At 32.4% G+C, this 17,935-nt stretch carries 16 protein-coding genes; 14 read left to right on the forward strand and 2 right to left on the reverse strand.

Features of this window, described 5'->3' with window-relative positions:
• Positions 1-214: 214 nt before the first annotated feature.
• Positions 215-520 carry a DUF4359 domain-containing protein gene (locus ABES02_RS10190; protein WP_430133800.1) on the reverse strand — a complete coding sequence of 102 codons (306 nt, stop codon included), beginning with the start codon at positions 518-520 and terminating at the stop codon, positions 215-217.
• 408 nt (positions 521-928) lie between these two features.
• On the opposite strand from ABES02_RS10190, the gene ABES02_RS10195 reads away from it, so the two are divergent.
• From ABES02_RS10195 to ABES02_RS10260, 14 genes are all read left to right on the forward strand, one after another.
• Complete coding sequence (locus tag ABES02_RS10195; protein WP_430133803.1) at positions 929-1,825, forward strand: CPBP family glutamic-type intramembrane protease; 897 nt, start codon at positions 929-931, stop codon at positions 1,823-1,825.
• A 404-nt stretch (positions 1,826-2,229) separates the two neighbouring features.
• On the forward strand, positions 2,230-3,894 hold the full coding sequence (locus ABES02_RS10200; RefSeq protein WP_430133806.1) for a cell wall-binding repeat-containing protein: 1,665 nt from the start codon (positions 2,230-2,232) through the stop codon (positions 3,892-3,894).
• Positions 3,895-4,069: 175 nt separating this feature from the next.
• Entirely contained in the window at positions 4,070-4,453 is a 384-nt protein-coding gene (locus tag ABES02_RS10205) for a GtrA family protein (protein ID WP_430133809.1), read from the forward strand.
• 256 nt (positions 4,454-4,709) lie between these two features.
• A complete protein-coding gene (gene galE, locus ABES02_RS10210) occupies positions 4,710-5,720 on the forward strand; it encodes a UDP-glucose 4-epimerase GalE (protein WP_430133812.1) in 1,011 nt (336 codons plus the stop codon).
• A 92-nt stretch (positions 5,721-5,812) separates the two neighbouring features.
• Positions 5,813-6,217 (forward strand): hypothetical protein, encoded by a 405-nt coding sequence (locus ABES02_RS10215; RefSeq protein ID WP_430133815.1) that lies wholly within the window; start codon positions 5,813-5,815, stop codon positions 6,215-6,217.
• Positions 6,218-6,234: 17 nt separating this feature from the next.
• The gene (gene galU / locus ABES02_RS10220; protein ID WP_430133817.1) at positions 6,235-7,110 is read left to right on the forward strand and encodes a UTP--glucose-1-phosphate uridylyltransferase GalU; all 876 of its coding nucleotides are present in this window, start codon (positions 6,235-6,237) and stop codon (positions 7,108-7,110) included.
• 521 nt (positions 7,111-7,631) lie between these two features.
• Positions 7,632-8,258, forward strand: coding sequence for a sugar transferase (locus tag ABES02_RS10225; RefSeq protein ID WP_430134903.1), 627 nt, complete (start codon positions 7,632-7,634; stop codon positions 8,256-8,258).
• A gap of 42 nt (positions 8,259-8,300) precedes the next feature.
• Positions 8,301-10,001: a hypothetical protein gene (locus ABES02_RS10230; RefSeq protein WP_430133820.1), complete on the forward strand. Its 1,701-nt coding sequence runs from the start codon at positions 8,301-8,303 to the stop codon at positions 9,999-10,001.
• 78 nt (positions 10,002-10,079) lie between these two features.
• Complete coding sequence (locus ABES02_RS10235) at positions 10,080-11,240, forward strand: hypothetical protein (RefSeq protein WP_430133823.1); 1,161 nt, start codon at positions 10,080-10,082, stop codon at positions 11,238-11,240.
• 1 nt (position 11,241) lies between these two features.
• A complete protein-coding gene (locus ABES02_RS10240; protein WP_430133826.1) occupies positions 11,242-12,126 on the forward strand; it encodes a beta-1,6-N-acetylglucosaminyltransferase in 885 nt (294 codons plus the stop codon).
• 38 nt (positions 12,127-12,164) lie between these two features.
• Positions 12,165-12,986 carry a glycosyltransferase gene (locus ABES02_RS10245; RefSeq protein WP_430133829.1) on the forward strand — a complete coding sequence of 274 codons (822 nt, stop codon included), beginning with the start codon at positions 12,165-12,167 and terminating at the stop codon, positions 12,984-12,986.
• A gap of 53 nt (positions 12,987-13,039) precedes the next feature.
• Positions 13,040-14,320 carry an oligosaccharide flippase family protein gene (locus ABES02_RS10250; protein ID WP_430133832.1) on the forward strand — a complete coding sequence of 427 codons (1,281 nt, stop codon included), beginning with the start codon at positions 13,040-13,042 and terminating at the stop codon, positions 14,318-14,320.
• Positions 14,321-14,465: 145 nt separating this feature from the next.
• The gene (locus tag ABES02_RS10255) at positions 14,466-16,100 is read left to right on the forward strand and encodes a cytidylyltransferase domain-containing protein (protein WP_430133835.1); all 1,635 of its coding nucleotides are present in this window, start codon (positions 14,466-14,468) and stop codon (positions 16,098-16,100) included.
• Positions 16,101-16,117: 17 nt separating this feature from the next.
• The gene (locus ABES02_RS10260; RefSeq protein WP_430133837.1) at positions 16,118-17,188 is read left to right on the forward strand and encodes an N-acetylneuraminate synthase family protein; all 1,071 of its coding nucleotides are present in this window, start codon (positions 16,118-16,120) and stop codon (positions 17,186-17,188) included.
• Between the two features lie 151 nt (positions 17,189-17,339).
• On the opposite strand, the gene ABES02_RS10265 is transcribed toward ABES02_RS10260, so the two are convergent.
• Complete coding sequence (locus ABES02_RS10265) at positions 17,340-17,528, reverse strand: hypothetical protein (protein WP_430133840.1); 189 nt, start codon at positions 17,526-17,528, stop codon at positions 17,340-17,342.
• Between the last annotated feature and the right edge of the window lie 407 nt (positions 17,529-17,935).

Consider the following 17,935-nt stretch of genomic DNA (forward strand, 5'->3'; position numbering starts at 1 on the left):
GAGTAGGACGTTGCCAGGCACGAAAAGGGACAGCTAACGAACGAGCTGTTCTTTTTTGTTTTTAAGAGCGAATAAGGAATTACCAAAGAGCATCCCGTTTCGGAATGCTCTTATTTTAGTTAAGCGTTTTCCGAGTTTATTGAATAATTCTTAGATTATTTTCCACGGAGTTTTAATCACTAAAGGCCGAAAAGTAAATCCATTCGGCCTTTTACTATTTTTCTTCAGTGCTTGATAGCGGAATAAATTGATGGAAAACCCCAATGGATTTAACTTTTCCCATTCCTACGTCGGTAAAATCGGTTTCGTAGATCGAGAAGATAAAATAATCAGATTTTGTGGTACCTGCATCGAATATCGATTTCCCAGCAACTGAGAGAATCCCTTTTTGAAGGAGGTTCGAGGACTTGTCCATCGTTTTGTGATTGATCCAGTCAATATATTCTGCGCGGTCTGGATTGGTGGAATTCAGCACAAAAATCACCACAACTAAAAGAATGATTGAGACAAACCGGTTCATTTTTTAAAGACCCCTATTCGTAATAAAATGTTAAATATAGTGTAAAATGGTAGAAATGCTTTGAAAAATAAACTCTAACTGCTTGTACATTCATATGTTAGTTGGGGTGGAAAAATCACTAAGAAATATGGAATCCTATAGAGCAAAAACCGACATTTAAAATAGATACAATATTTTGGTGATTATTGCCTATCAGTATGATAAATTAAAACTATTATAATCTTGTGAAAATAAAGTTAGTAAATCCAAAACGGTTAGGGGTTCATGCCATGACAAGAAAATGGAAGTGGGTCATTGCCTGTTGTTTATTCCTGCTGTTTTTAAACGGATTTGGAATTTTGGCAGCGAATATTCTTGGGAAATGAGCGGGAAATTTTTTATCAAATAACAAGGAAAGGAGTAACGCTAATGACAACGAATTTAACGAAACCGATTTCAAAAAAGTTACTTTTCGCGATACTTATTGTAACTATTGGCGCCGAAGTCCTTCTTTATATATCTCGATACAGCTATTTTGCTAGTACCCTTTATGATGCGGTTATGGTGTCCTCCTTTTTTATTGGATGGAAGCTTTACCGGCGCCTTGGCCAAGAAGGAAGCATTACGAAGACAAGCCGGCAACGGATCCTGCAATTTACGGGTGCCTTTCTTATTTTCTATTTAGGCAGTACCGTCATCAATCTTTATGCTAGTATGGCCTTTACAGATTTCAACGATAACTATGATCAATATATTCAAAACTATACAGATTCGCAGGTCTTCGCCGCTGAGGAAGATGAGAAGATTGCAGCGGGTGGTCCGGTTTTGGCCTTTTTTGATAAAGTGGATACGATTGGCTCTGATTTATATACCGATGCTCTTGCCGGTTTGGAAGAGGTTTGGCGACTTGCCTACATCATTTTGCTGCTAATGATTTTTAAAAAAATGTTCCGGCGAAGGTGGGAAGGCGGATCAAGAGACCTATTCCTGATGATGGCCTTGTTCTTGACCTCCATTTTATTCGGTATTGACCATACGCTTGATACAGAGGAGCCTTGGTCTGTTAAACTGGGGGCAATCGTCACGTACAGTAATATGGGTTTATTGTTAGGTCTTATCCTCTTATGGACACGGAGTCTATGGCTAGTGGTCATCATCCACTCTATTTATGATATTACAGCCACCCTGTCGTGGTATTATATCGATTTTGCTCTTGAATATTTTGCGCTAGGAGTGCTGGTTGTACATGTGGTTCTTTTTGCAATAGAAAAAATTAATCAGAAACGATTTAAGCATCAGATGGAGACGCTTGTACTGGAAAAATAATCAAAGTAATGATATGGGACAGAGAATATGAAAGGAGATTGCTGCGGCAGTCTCCTTTTTAAATGCAAGTGCGTCTGGAAAATGGAGTCCAATTGCTACCACAGCTGTTGTACTACTCCCTAGCTCGTTTGCAATATTTCTTGAAACAGCGAATCGATTAATTCCATCAATTCTTCTTATATTTAAGCTAATATTTCTGATTTCATTCTCGACTGTTTCACTGACACTGCCTTGACCGCCTATAATAATCGCATCCTTTGCCCTTTAGCGATTAATCTCCTGTTTTCTAATCAGTAAGGTATTTTTCAAACCTAAAAAATGGAATATAGTAGTCTATTAATTCTTTCTATTATAGAGTATTATTAGTATTGGTTTAATAGATAAAAAAGGGGTGTCATCTCAATATGAAAAAGAGTGCTAAATTATATTCTTCATTATTTGCCGCAATTGTGTTAACAGCTGGGTCCTTTGTTCCATCTGCTAAAGCTGAAACTCTTGAAATGAAACAAATTATTTCACAGCTGCAGCAGCAATCAGAATCACAACCACTTACCAGCAAAGCATTCACTGCACAAACAGCTGTTACAGAAGTAACTTATAAGCGTCAAATTCAAGGTAATCAATTGCATAAATATGTTTTCAAAACAAATGGCGGAAGTTTCGAAGTTAATGCCCTTCACTCTGATAATGATGGGTTGGACTGCTTCGTTTACAACTTTGACACTGCTGAAACGATTGACCCTTCGTCGACGGGGGCCTTGGACCTTCCTCCTGGAACCTACGTCCTCGTGGTGATAAACAACACGAACGGCGCACTCGATTACGAATACAAGGTGAATGGGCCATTTTCAGAACAGCCTGATTTAACAATGCCTTCGCTGCAAGTAACCAGTCCAACTGCAAATGATGTCCGATTGGCTAAAGGCTCATCCAAGGTATTCCTTTTTTCTGGAAAATCTGATTCCAATAACCTTTCTATAGGAAGCATTACTGATGAAATCAATATTACTTCTCCAGGCGTATTTCAACAAAATGTCCCATTACGGAATGGATTTAATCAATTTACTTTAACAGCATCCGTAAATAGCGGGAATGCCGTGATGGCTTTTTACTCTATCAATTTGCCTGGTATTTCGCGTTTACAAGGAAAGGACCGATATGAGGTTTCAAGTAATATCAGCAAGGAATTGCGTTTAATTGGAGGAAACAACAGCGGTACGGTTATTATCGCCAAAGGGGATGTATTTTCTGATGCGTTATCTGGCGGCCCGCTTGCCTATTCTGAGGATGCTCCAATATTGTTAACTGCTTCTCAAGGACTTCCAGAGTCGGTTATTGAACAAATTAAACAATTAAAGCCAGAAAGAGCGATTATTCTTGGCGGTACAGGCTCAGTTTCCACGAATGTGGAAGCACAATTAAAATCATTGGGTGTTGCTGGGATTGAACGAATCGGCGGGAAAGACCGATTTGCTGTAGCTGCTAGTGTAGGTGAAAGGGTATCCGATACAATGGAGTCAGACACAGCGATTATTGCCAGTGGAGAAGTATTCCCAGACGCGCTATCCGCTTCCTCTATCGCCGGCCCTATAGGAATGCCTGTTTTGCTCGTGAATTCTGGTGTGGTGCCGGATGCCATTCAAACCTTTATCAAAAATCATCCGAATATCGAGAACTTTATTGTCGTAGGCGGCCCTGCAACCGTTAAGGACTCCGTCATCACCCAAATCAAAAGTCTGCATGCCGGAGCTTATGTGGGAAGAATTAGCGGAAAAGACCGATATGAGGTTTCTATCAATGTTGCCAAGTATGGAATTGAAAACTTTGGAATGGATTTAAGTACTGCAGCTTTTGCGAGAGGGGACTTATTCCCAGATGCGTTATCAGGAGCTGCGATTGCTAACTATTTCATGGCGCCGATTCTGCTTACTACCACCAACAGCCTTGAACCACAGGTAGGCTCTTTCCTTACAGAGCATAGTAGTGAAATTAATAACTTCTATATCTTTGGCGGCACTGGTTCTGTTTCGCAAAATACGGAGAATCAGTTAAACAATCTTATTAAATAATGAAAAATGGAAAATAGGCGTCCCGTAATTGTACACTGGGCGTCTATTTTATTTTGTTTTCATTACATTTGTGATGTAACATAAAGTTTAGAAAGTAATTACCGATTTTTGTCAATAATAGTAGTTACATTATATTGTTGAAACTAAATGTACGAATGTAGGAAGGTATTTATTAATGTTTCTTTTAACAGCTCAATTTTGGAAATTTGTCATTGTAGGCTTGATTAATACTTTTAACTATTATGTTTTATATTTGTTTTTCCACAATTTAGCGCATTTTAATTATATGCCAGCACATATTATTTCCTTTTTACTAAGCATGGTAGGCTCGTTTTATCTAAATTCTTATTTTACATACAAAACAAAGCCAACCTTAAAAAAATTTATTCAGTTTCCACTCACTTACGTCGTGAATATATCCGTTTCATCAGCTGCTATTTTTGTAATGGTTGATTTAATGAAGTTGGATGAAGATATTTCCCCACTGGTAGCATCGGTTATGACCATTCCTTTTACTTTTGTAATATCTAAAATAATTTTAACAAGAGAATCACACTGAGATTGAAATTTATAGCTGAATGAAATAGTCTTATTAATAGAACAAAAGTGCGCCCTTGTTTATTTTCATTGCTTTTAAAGACATTTATTTGATATCATTAATTTGGGATATATAGTCTTATTTCCCTATTTTTTGTTATCTTGTTAGGGAAGCATTGGAAATGCTATACATAGATTTGGTCTTTTCGCATTTTTAATTCCTTTTTTAAAAGATTTTTTATTATTTTGTATTAGATGAAATATAGGAGGTATTGTCCATGGCTATTCTCGTTACAGGGGGAGCAGGCTATATTGGCAGCCATACATCTGTAGAATTATTAAATGCTGGCTATGAAATTATTATTGTTGATAATTTAGCCAATAGTAAACCAGAATCGTTAAACAGGGTAAAAGAGTTAACGAATAAGAACTTTATGTTTTATCAATTGGATTTGCTAGATAAGCAAGAACTAGAGGATGTCTTTTCCAATCATCAAATCGAAGCAGTCATTCATTTTGCGGGCTTAAAAGCGGTTGGTGAGTCCGTATCGATTCCATTGCACTATTATCATAATAACATTACGGGTACACTCATTCTTTGTGAAGTCATGAATAAATATGGCGTGAAAAATTTGGTATTTAGTTCATCCGCTACTGTTTACGGAATGCCTGAGGAAGTACCAATTTCTGAGGATTTTGCGCTGGCTGCTACCAATCCATATGGCCGGACAAAATTAATGATTGAAGAAATTTTACGGGATTTGGTTGTGGCAGATGATAACTGGAGCATCGCATTACTGCGATACTTTAATCCAATTGGCGCCCATGAAAGCGGCCGAATCGGAGAGGATCCAAATGGAATCCCCAATAATTTAATGCCTTTTATTACGCAAGTCGCTATCGGCAAATTGAAGGAGCTGCAGGTATTCGGGAATGACTATGATACCATTGATGGAACGGGTGTCCGGGACTACATTCATGTCGTTGATCTTGCCCATGGTCATTTAAAAGCACTTGAAAAGGTCATGAAATCTAATGGTGTTGAGGCCTATAACTTAGGGACTGGAAAAGGTTACAGTGTATTGGAGATTGTAACAGCCTTTGAAGAGGCATCTGGCAAGAGAATTCCATATAAAATTGTGGATAGAAGGCCAGGGGATGTTGCGGAATGCTATGCTAATCCACAAAAAGCAAAATCTGAACTAGGTTGGGTTGCAGAAAAGGGTATTAAGGAAATGTGTCAGGATTCTTGGAGATGGCAAAGTACAAATCCAGTTGGTTATAACTGATCATTGTATGAATGCTTAGGCATCCCTTAAATGATCGGGGTGCTTATTTTAATGATATTTCGTAAATTAAAATATTAGAAAAGAGCAACACTATGGATAATATAATCAAGCTAATCGTTATGATTGTTAATTTGCTTCATGATTTTATCATGAGTTTAACGGATTCCTTAGGATACAACCTAACTGATAAGGATCTTCACTTTTGGGTGATTGGGTTTATAGGTATTTTTATTTTTATGATCACACAAATTGCTTTTAAAGTCATTTCCAACTGGAGTATTACCGCGATTTCATTTATTTATACTTTTACAGTATTAGTCGTCATTGTATTTGCTATTGAAATAGAGCAAAAAATAACAGGAAGCGGACATATGGAATTTGCAGATATTGCAGTCGGCTTGTATGGATTTTTTATGCTATTTTTTGTCTATTTATTGATTAAGTTAATCATCAATTTTATTAAAAAATCTATCTTTAAAAAAAATAATAGTAAATAATTGGAAGGGTGAATCTTATGCAAAGAGTAAGAAAAGCTATAATTCCGGCTGCTGGACTTGGAACCCGTTTTTTACCTGCGACTAAAGCAATGCCAAAAGAAATGCTGCCGATTGTTGATAAGCCAACCATTCAGTATATTGTCGAAGAGGCGATTGAGTCGGGTATAGAGGATATAATAATTGTAACAGGAAAAGGAAAAAGGGCAATAGAAGATCATTTTGACAACGCCTATGAACTGGAGCAAACCTTATTCAACAAAGAAAAGTTTGAGTTATTACATAAGGTTCAAGAGCCTTCTAAAATGGCTGATATTCATTATATTAGGCAAAAAGAGCCAAAGGGCCTTGGGCATGCAGTATGGTGCGCACGTAATTTTATCGGGAATGAGCCATTTGCTGTTTTATTAGGGGATGACATTGTTAAAGCGGAAACTCCTTGCTTAAAACAATTAATAAATGAGCACAATCGAACACATTCATCAGTTATTGGAGTAAAGAGAGTGCCTGATAACGAAACAAATAGGTATGGAATCGTAGATCCAATTGATCAGAAAGGGCGGTCTTATCAAGTTAATAATTTCGTTGAGAAGCCAGAGCTAGGAACTGCTCCTTCAAATTTGGCGATTATCGGAAGATATATTTTTACCCCTGAGATTTTTATGTTTTTAGATAAACAAGAAATAGGCGCTGGCGGTGAAATCCAGCTCACAGATGCAATTCAAAAATTAAATCAGATTCAACGGGTATTTGCCTATGAGTTTGAAGGAAAAAGATATGATGTCGGTGAAAAATTAGGATTTATTGAAACCACCATTGAATTCGCTTTAGAGAATAAAGAATTAAGAGACGATTTAATGAAATTTATGGCATCCAAATTAGAGATAAACCATTAAAAAACTGGACGTGAGTATGTCCAGTTTTTATCTGTGGACCTAATCTAATGATGTTATGATTTAATAAAAGGCATTTATTTTTAAATTCACTATAATGATTCATTTTTTCATTAATATATTAAGAGGTTATGTTAAGATTAATATTGATTTAGCTATAAAAAAGATATTTTAGAAGTTTAAATTTTTTTGATGTTATATGTAAAATTTTTTCCAAAAGAGAATTTCTGTTTCTTTTTTGTAATCTATTTGTTATATTATTTCTTGTGGTAAAAAAACCTCAGAAAAATGGAAATTACTACAAATATCGACACTGTATGCTATAATAGATAAATATAATATTTATTACTTTATTCATATATGATTATATTAATCTTTTTTTCGATTAATATTGTTTGAGTGAAATTTTCTACAATTCTTGCAGAGAATTTAATTTAGATTAATTGGTAAGTAGACAATAATTAATTTGGGGAGTGGACATTAAAGTGGAAACAAAACAAACTTTTGAGTTTATTCAACAACAGATTCATACTCCGAAAAATGTTGATAGATATAGCTTCGATGAGAAAAAGAAGATATATTTTGCCTTTAAAAGGCTCTTTGATTTATTGTTTTCGATTTTTGGTCTTATTATTACAATGCCAGTAATATTGGTATTTGGTCTTTTTATTAAACTAGAAACCCCCGGACCGGTATTCTTTATACAAGAAAGAGTTGGTCAAAATGGGAGAAATTTCAATGTATTAAAACTTAGGTCTATGGGTGTAGATGCAGAAAAAAATGGCGCGCAATGGGCAGAAAAAAATGACCCGCGTGTAACAAAAATTGGGGCATTTATTCGAAAGACGAGAATAGATGAAATTCCTCAATTTATTAATGTTATTAAAGGTGATATGAGTTTAGTAGGTCCAAGACCGGAAAGGCCACTTTTTACTGAACAATTTAATAAAGAAATACCAGGTTTCATTGATAGGTTAGCTGTTAAACCAGGAATTACAGGATGGGCTCAGGTAAATGGTGGTTACGACATTTCACCCCAAGAAAAATTAATTCATGATCGTTATTATATAAATAATCTTAACTTTGTACTTGATATTAATATTATTATTAAGACGATAAAGGTATGTTTTACTGGAAGTGGAGCAAGATAGAAATAAGTTGATATTATTCTACAACGAAGGTGAGACATATTGGTGTTAAAAAGAATTATTATTACTGAAAACAAAAATGAGTTTAGTCAAGTACTAAATCTTAATAAAAACTGTTCCGAAAATATAGCAATAATAGTACCAAACTTATCCATTACGAATGATTTCATAATAGACAACAATAAAATTCAAGTTATTGAATTGAGCATTAATAGAAAAATAAAAGAGCATTTAGAATTCCTTTCATTTAAATATATGAAGGAATTAGCAATCAAGGATAATACAATTGATAATTTTATTTCTGACTATAAATTTTTTTATCCCTACTTTAAAAATGAGTACATTATAAAGACTTTAAAAGAAGAACATAATGTTTTGAGTTTCCAAGTTCAGGATAATTTCATTAATCGTCTATTAAAGGAGAGCCTTCTAGAAGAAGGAATTAATATAGAAGTACTTTCTATAAAGACCCCATTTGGACAAAAATTTGATCCCTCTAATATTCCTTTTAAAAAAATTATTGATTTGAATTTGCGGAAAATGCAACATAAGACCAATATTTATCCTTCAATTATCTTAAACAAAGATTTTTATAAGAAAAAAAGCTATTCCTTTGTTAATAACAAAGAAAAAAATGTTTTAATAAATGCAAGTTTTCATATTAATTTTGCAAGGGCATTACTTCCATTCGAAAAAACGTTACTTGAAAAAGGATTTAAAATATATTACCTTGCCAAGACAAGAAGAGTTGCAAATTTCTTAATAAATAACAGCAATCAAGAAATAATAAGCATTCAAGAATTGATGAATTGGAATGATATTGGAAATAAAAGTTTTAATATATTGAATGTTTTAAGTGAAAATAAATCAGTACAGCTTTATTTTAAAAAAAATAAATTTAAACTGTATGAATTTGAAATATATTACAATGTAATAAAAAAGATATTTGAAAATAATAAATTTGATTTGGTTATGCTGGCAGATGATGTTGAGCCTTTTGGGCGATATCTTGTGAAGCAAGCAAAAATAAACCTTGTAAAAACAATTAATGTTCAACATGGATATATTGCAGACAAATTTAATTATAGTTCGACTATCTCTGATATAATGTTGACCTGGGATGAGAAATCTTCTGACATAATCAAATCTTATAAAACATCTGATACCCAAATAATTACTGTAGGCCCTCCTCATTTAAACAACATTAATCAAATCAGTGTCAAAGACCCCGGTAAGATAATAATCTCATGGTTCCCAAGTCCTGACACGCATATAGGTGATCCAGAAAAACTAAAAAAATTATTTAGTGACATCATTCAAACTTTACAAAATAGTTGGGAGAGCGAAAGAGTTTCCTTAATTATTAAGTTGCATCCATTTGATTCATTAAAAAGATATATGAGTATAAATAAGCAGCTATTAGATAATAAAAATGTAGAGATTGAAATTTATCAAAATGAAATAAATCCGATTGAAGTAATAATGAAAAGTGATTTTGTAATTGCAATGAACACATCTGTTGTTTACGAAGCGCATCTGATTGGTAAACCTATTTTTGCTTATAATCCTCATAGCGAAGAGTTAAATCCAACGCTAGAGCCATATTATGAGGAAATCTTCACAAATAAAGAAGATTTTGCTAATTTTATATGTGGGAATATTAAACCGATACTTAAAATGCCCCCATTGAAAACTGAAGCGAAGGATTTGGATAATAAATTGATTGAGGAATTATTAGAGCTGTAATCATTACAAATTTCTCAATTGATTATTATTTTTTTATGGCGATGAGTATTGCAAAATCATATTTAAAGGAAGATGTTTGTGAAAAAGGAAGTAATATTTTGGATTCATTTTTTTTTGTTTTTCTTGACAAATCTTAATATTCACTATGTGGACTATATCAGATTAACGATATTATTGGTTTATATTTCCTCATTAGTTTATGTATACATTAATAGATCGAAATTTCATTTTTCTTTTAATCGTGTATATCTCTTGTTTATTTTGTATATAATAATATATTTGGCTTTCAACCATAAAATAAATATCCACATTATTTATTGGATTGTAACCTTTATTATAATAAAACAAATGAATTTTGATAAGATTCAAATAATATCCATTTTTAACAAAACAGCAATTCTCTATTTGATTTTATCGATTATTTTTATTTATACACCGTTAAATATATATTCTGCGTATGAAATACGACATCTGGAAAATAAGTTTTTTCCTTCTATAGATAGATTTATCGGATTTGAAGGAAGTCCAGCAGGGCCCGATTTGCTATTCAGTATTTTGTTGATAAGCCATATATTTTTGAATAAAAATAAAAGTAAATATGTTTTTATTATTATTAGTGCAATTATGTTGATATGGACTTCAAGTTTTGCTCCTTTAGTATCCATTTTAGGGGCTTTGGTGATAATCCCATTTAGAGATAATAGGATGATTAAAACTTGTTATATAGCTTTAATCTTAACATACCAATTTGTGGTGATTTTCCTATACACATTTAGTGGAGCATCAATCAGATACATTTTAGATGTATTTAGTACTTGGAGAGCACGTGTGTGGTTTAGAGTGTTTACACAATTAAAGGAACAATCATCATTAACGGATTGGCTGATTGGAAGAAAAGATTTAGTTGAATTTCCTCATATAAGAGATGTTATTGCTAACAATCCACATAATTTTAATATTTTTATCCTGGAGTTTTGTGGAATATTTGTCTATTTGATTTTGGTTCTTTATATTATTTATTTGTTTAGAGATGTTAAAGACATGTTCCAATTGTTTATCATCTCTATGTTAATAATGTATAGCTCAACAAATACATTTATTTTTACCATAAGAGGTAATCCTGTTTTTTTATTTATAATCATCGCTTTCTTAATGGCAGGAAACCAAATTCCTGGGAACAAAATTAATTGGAAAAAACCATTTATATTATTTAAAGAAACTCTGTTAAAGAAGGGATAATTTGAAAATAGCATATATGATTCAAGCCCATACAGGGGAAAAACAATTAATAAAATTAGTTAATGTTTTATTAAGTGATGAAAATGATATATTTATCCACGTAGATAAAAGTAATGATGGTCTTTTTTCAAAAATGAAGAATGCATTTAAAAACACGACAAATGTATTTATTTTGGATGAAAGAATAAATGTAAACTGGTCTGGATTAAGTCAAGTAAATGCAGCTTTAAGTTTAATGAGATCAATTAGAGACACCAGTAAAAAATATAATTATATCCATTATATTAGTGGGCAAGATTTTCCTATTAAATCTCAGTCTGAAATGAATACTTTTTTAACTGATCATTATGGGAAAGAATTTATTGAATATCAAGACATTTCTGACCTGTATTGGAGGATTGAATGCTTTAATTTCTTTAGAGAAAATAAAAACAACCGTAAACTTTATTTGAGAATGATTGATAATATGATTAGATATCCTCAAAAATTTGTTGTAAGAAGAAATAATTTTAAAGGTATGAAGTTATATTATGGGTCACAGTGGTTTACTATTACCTATGATTGTATGTTATATATTCTAAATTATTTGGACGAAGACCCAGATTATTTAAAAAAGTTTCATTATACTGCATGCCCAGATGAGCATTTTTTTCAAATAATAATTTTGAATTCTCCTTTTAAAGAGAATGTAATTAATAACAATTTAAGATTTATTGATTGGTCACTGGGGAAAAATAGCCCTGCAATTTTAACGATTAAAGATTATTCTCGATTAAAATCATCCCAGAAACTTTTTGCAAGAAAGTTTAATTTGGCCGTAGATGATAAGATAATTGAGGGGCTTGAGAATGATATGTTATCTAATGATAAAACCTTACAGAAATAAGTAATAATTTTACTTTATTTAGAAAGGAACTAATGATTATGAGTTTTTCGGTTTTACTTTCAGTTTACAATAAGGAAAATCCAATATATTTTGAGGAATCTCTGAAAAGTATAATCAATCAGTCACTTGTTCCTTCTGAAATTGTACTTGTAAAAGATGGCCCTTTAAATGCAGCTTTAGATAAAATAGTAAATCAATTTCAAGTTTTATATCCTAATCTGTTTCAAGTTATAAGTTTGAAAAATAATGTTGGACTTGGTGAAGCGCTTAGAATTGGTGTTGAACATTGTTCTAATGAAATTGTTGCCAGGATGGACACAGATGATATTTCTTTGCCATTCAGATTTGAAAGGCAAATAAATATAATGGAAAGTGATCCGACGATATCTGTATTAGGTTCCTGGATAGCTGAATTCGATGACGAACCTAGTGAAATAAAAACAATTAGAAAAGTTCCTTTAAATTACGAAGAAATTAAGAAAAAAGCAAGGTATAGAAATCCATTAAATCATATGTCTGTTGTTTTTAGAAAAAGTGCAGTTATTGAAGCCGGAAATTATAAGCCATTTCTTTGGAATGAAGATTATTATTTATGGGTCAGAATGTTAATAAAAGGCTTTAAAATTGTTAATCTTGGTGAAATTTTACTTTATGTGAGAGCCGGTGAAGCTATGTTCAACCGCCGTGGTGGCCTCAAATATCTTCTAAATGAAGTAAAGCTTCAAAAGGAATTTTTAGATTTAAAATTTACTTCTACAAATGACTATGTAAGAAACATCGTTATAAGGGGCAGCGTCAGGGTACTTCCTAATAAAATAAGAGGAATTATATACAAAAGTTTGTTAAGAAGCTCACATTAAAAATTATGTAGTCATTGAGCGTCATAAAAAATATGTCATTGGAATGTTTAGCCATGATTAATAACTTAAAAAACAATACTATGCTTAATAACATTTTTTCTTTGGGGTCAGCGACACTGATTAACGCAATCCTAACATTTTTAGTTGGAATTTTAACAAGGAATGTATTAGGACCTGAATTATATGGTTATTGGCTCACAATATCACTTATTTTTACTTTTACTCCAATCTTACAATTGGGCACACTGAATGCAATGAATAGAGAAGTACCGTTTTATTTAGCTAGGAATGACATAAAAATAGTATATGATATTAGATCTTCTGTATTTTCATTTATGTTTACAATTCCTCTTTTTTCAGTTTTGCTATTATTAGTACTAAGTGGGATTCTTTTTTTTACGGATATTAGATTTGAGTATAAAATCGGTCTAATGATAGCCTCATTAATTGCAGGTTTTACTTATATTTCTAGCTATGTGGAAATGTACTATAAATCAGAACAAAACTTTAGAAAAGCTTCCAAAATTATTTCTATTAAAAGTATTTCACAATCCATTTTAACTGTATTATTTGTGTATATTTTTGGTTATACAGGTCTATATTTTGGAATGCTTTTTTCTTTAATTATCGAAGTTGCCCTTGCAAAAGAGACATTTCCAAAATTGGGGGCAAAGCATACCTATAAGGAATATATGGACCTTATTCGTGTAGGTTTCCCAATATTACTTGTAGGGATAATTTGGAGTATAATGATTGCAACTGACAGAATCATTATCTCAATATATATGACTCCGGAAGACTTAGGTAACTATGGAGTTGGTATGCTTGTTTTTAGTACAATGATGCTTATTCCTCAGGTTATTAGCCAAGTTTTCTATCCTAAAATTGTGGAATTAGTAAGTAAACGTAATTTTATTGAAATTAAACGTTTTTATTGGAAAATTAACAAAATTTTGGCCCTTATAATGTTTTTTATTGTGATAATTGGATATTTATTGCTTCCGTATTTTATCACTTGGTTTATGCCTGAGTACATTAACGGTATAAAAGCAGCCCAAATATTATTAATAGGGATTTACCCCTTGACTTTAGTAGGAGTGTCAGCAAATTATTTCAATGCCACTAATAACCAAAAAGTATATATTTTTATTCAGATAATTGGAATTCTTCTAAATGTTATTATAGGGGTTTTATTGCTTAAAATAAATAATTTTATAACATCTATTTCATATGCTACTTCCATTTCTTTTGCTATTTACTGCATACTAATGAATACTTTCTTTATTATAAAAATTAAGGAAACCATAAAAAAAGAGCCTGCGGCAAGTAATTAAAAGGATATAGGGAAATAATAAAGTGTATATATGACTACCCTACATAGTTTTTTTGAAATAATTCCCTGAAAATTTTCTTTGTTTTTTTAATTCATATGTAAAAAACAAGTTAAAAAGAAAATAAAATGAATAGAAGGATGAAAACATGGATAATTCTAGTTTAAGAACTGTTGCGGTTATTCCTGCTAGAGGCGGCTCAAAAGGAATTCCAAGAAAAAATATTCGACATTTAAATGGAAAGCCCTTAATTTCATATACAATAGAGGCAGCATTACATTCAAAATATATAGACAAGGTAATTGTATCCACTGAAGATGAGGAAATTGCTTCAATATCAAAAAAATATGGAGCGGAAGTTATGTTTCGACCAGATAATTTAGCTTCAGACGAAGTTCCGCTTGATCCTGTTATATATGACGTTGTTCAAAAGATTGAAAGCGTAGGGGACTCGTATAATATAGTCATAACCATTCAACCAACTTCCCCTTTACTAACATCAAATACCTTGGATAAGGTTATTGAAGAATTAATTTCTGGTAATAACGATACTGTGCTGACAGCAGTTGATGATCGCCATTTGTCTTGGACAAAGGATGGTGGAAAATTTTATCCAAAATATAAAGAAAGAAAGAATAGGCAATATTTGCCGCTAGAATACCGTGAAACGGGAGCTGTATTAGCGGCTAGACGCAGTGCCATAACTCCAAATAGTCGTATAGGGGAAATTGTCAGCCTTTTTGAAGTAAATAAATACGAAAGTATTGATATTGATTCGCAAATGGATTGGTGGATTTGTGAAAAATTATTAAAAAGAAAAAAAGTTGTTTTGAGAGTGGATGGATATAAAGAAATAGGATTGGGTCATATTTTCCGTGCCCTTACACTAGCCAATAGTATTATGGATCATGAGCTGGTTTTTTTAATGGATAGTCAATACAACTTAGGTATAGATGTGGTAAAATCTCAGAATTTTAAGATTGAATTATTTCAGGGAAATCCGATCACAAAGATAGCCTCATTAAAACCTGATATTGTTATAAATGATATATTAGATACTTCTGAGGAGTATATTTTGTCTTTAAAAGAAATGGGTATTAAAGTATTTAATTTTGAAGACCTCGGAAGTGGTGCAGAGTATGCAGATGGTGTATTTAATGCGCTTTATCCTGGTTCAGTACCAAGTGGGAACTTTTATACTGGAGAAAAGTATTATTGTGCAAGAAATGAATTTCTTAATATTACACCTAAAATTATAGAGAATGAAGTAAAGAATGTTTTAATTACTTATGGGGGGACCGACCCCAATAATTTAACATTAAAAACTCTTAATGCTATTACCAAATCACTGCATGACTTTAATATTAGTATTATTATGGGTCCAGGCTATACTCAAGAAGAATTATTATACAAATCAATATCTGGCTTAGATAGAGAAGTAAAGGTATTCAGTTCCGTGAAAAATATGGCGGATTATATGCAACATGCAGATATTATTTTTTCTTCTGCAGGAAGAACAATGTATGAAATTGCCATGGTAGGTACACCAGCAATAATCATCTCGCAGAATTACAGAGAATTGACACATTTATTTGGACATAATTATAATGGTTTTTTAAATCTGGGAATACATCTGGAAAATGATGAAAAAAAGATTTTAAATACTCTAGATCGTCTTATCAGTGATGTGGAATTAAGGAAAAGAATGAATAAAAGAATGATGGACCATGATTTATCCAGGGGTATTAACCGCGTATTGGATATTATTTTTGATTCGGAATAATGAAGGGAGCTTATTAAATGATAAGTACAATTATGGAAAGGTCTATAAACGGGAAGTTTGTTTTAATAGCTGAAATTGGAGTTAATTATTATGATATTGCTAAAAAACACCAAATACCTGTAATGGAAGCGGCTAAACTTATGGTGAGAGAAGCCAAAGATGCAGGCATTCATGCGGTGAAATTTCAAACATATAAAGCCGAAACATTAGCGGCCAAAGAGTCCCCATCATATTGGGATACAACTGAGGAAGCAACTACTTCACAATTTGAACTTTTTAAAAAGTTTGATAGTTTTGGTTACGAAGAATATAAGGAACTCGCCCAATATTGCGACAATTTAGGTATTGAGTTCTTATCGACTGCATTTGATATAGAATCAGCTGATTATTTATATGAGCTCATGAATGTTTATAAAATTTCATCTTCCGATTTAAACAATTTACCTTTTGTTGAATATCAAGCTAAAAAAGGGAAACCAATTATATTATCTATTGGGGCATCTAATTCAGAAGAAATTAATAAAACGGTTCAAACGATTAGAAGACATAATAACCAACCAATTATTTTAATGCATTGTGTACTCGAGTATCCGACACCTTATAATCATGCTAATTTGAATAAAATCGTAACTCTTAAGGAATTGTATCAAGATTTAATCATTGGCTATTCTGATCATACAAAACCTGATGCAGATGCGGATGTTATTAAAACTGCATATAACTTAGGGGCCATAGCAGTAGAAAAGCATTTTACATTAGATAAAAATTTACCTGGTAATGATCATTATCACGCAATGGACCCAGAGGATGCTAAAAAAATTATTAAAGGTATAGATTTTATTAATGAAATAAGAGGCTCATATGAGTTAAAATGCCTCGATACAGAAATGGCTGCTAGACAGAATGCGAGACGCTCCTTGGTTGCTGCTTGTGATATTAAAGAGGGTGAGGTCATTACAGAAGCAATGCTTACTTTTAAAAGACCGGGAACAGGTATTTCACCTTCTGAAATGAATACTATAATTGGTAAAATAGCTTCGGTAGATATTTCTGAAGACACAATTCTTCAGAAGAGCATGATTAAATAATTTTATCAAAAGTACAAATTATTTATTCTGTTAAATCCCAAGAAATGAATGTTTCTTGGGATTTTTTGTCCTTAGAATGTTTTAAATCCTGATACATTGGAAAATGTATTCTTACATTGTGAAACACGAAAAGTAGATAAATGAGGTTATATCAGTTCTTTGGATCAAAATATGAAGTTGTCTTGTGCTTTTGGCCGACAAGTAGACGTTGTGTATGATCCTTCGGATCTGGAAGAATTGGCCATTGAATATTAGGGCTATTCCACATAGAAAGCTCGAAGGCTTTTAATTGGAGAACGAGCAGGTAAACGACCGGAATTGCCTTCACGTCTTCAAACAAAAGAGACCACTTGTTCTAGACTACTAAAACTGGCCGGACAAAAATACCAGGGGTGCCAGATCCAGATGATGCAAAGAAAAAGGGAACAGCTAAGTCGGCAAATGATATATACCAATCCTAGGTAGTAAAACTTTGCATGCTAGACCCTACGATGTAAATAGCACTATGCATTGATACAATTGATATAGCGAATGCAATTTTTAGATAATCTAATTAATAAATTCTTTTGTCCATATCGGTCATTCCCTCCATTAATATACCGAGGTTCATTATAGCAGAATGTTGTTCTGCCTTAAATGTAAAAATCAGTACTCATCTTTTTGAAAATGTTTGCCGATATTTATAATATTAGACATGATGATGTAAATAAGATAGTAGTTATTCAGATATAGTGTATTTGGCAAGCA

Origin of the sequence: Neobacillus pocheonensis, assembly GCF_050477905.1 — a bacterium.
Taxonomy (GTDB): Bacteria; Bacillota; Bacilli; order Bacillales; family Cytobacillaceae; genus Neobacillus; species Neobacillus pocheonensis_A.

Coding starts and splice junctions, on each gene's coding strand:
- ABES02_RS10195 (WP_430133803.1), top strand. CDS start 929: ATGACAACGAATTTAACGAAACCGATTTCAAAAAAGTTACTTTTCGCG.
- galU (WP_430133817.1), top strand. CDS start 6,235: ATGCAAAGAGTAAGAAAAGCTATAATTCCGGCTGCTGGACTTGGAACC.
- ABES02_RS10260 (WP_430133837.1), top strand. CDS start 16,118: ATGATAAGTACAATTATGGAAAGGTCTATAAACGGGAAGTTTGTTTTA.
- ABES02_RS10250 (WP_430133832.1), top strand. CDS start 13,040: ATGATTAATAACTTAAAAAACAATACTATGCTTAATAACATTTTTTCT.
- ABES02_RS10200 (WP_430133806.1), top strand. CDS start 2,230: ATGAAAAAGAGTGCTAAATTATATTCTTCATTATTTGCCGCAATTGTG.
- ABES02_RS10255 (WP_430133835.1), top strand. CDS start 14,466: ATGGATAATTCTAGTTTAAGAACTGTTGCGGTTATTCCTGCTAGAGGC.
- ABES02_RS10215 (WP_430133815.1), top strand. CDS start 5,813: ATGGATAATATAATCAAGCTAATCGTTATGATTGTTAATTTGCTTCAT.
- galE (WP_430133812.1), top strand. CDS start 4,710: ATGGCTATTCTCGTTACAGGGGGAGCAGGCTATATTGGCAGCCATACA.
- ABES02_RS10190 (WP_430133800.1), bottom strand. CDS start 520: ATGAACCGGTTTGTCTCAATCATTCTTTTAGTTGTGGTGATTTTTGTG.
- ABES02_RS10205 (WP_430133809.1), top strand. CDS start 4,070: ATGTTTCTTTTAACAGCTCAATTTTGGAAATTTGTCATTGTAGGCTTG.
- ABES02_RS10245 (WP_430133829.1), top strand. CDS start 12,165: ATGAGTTTTTCGGTTTTACTTTCAGTTTACAATAAGGAAAATCCAATA.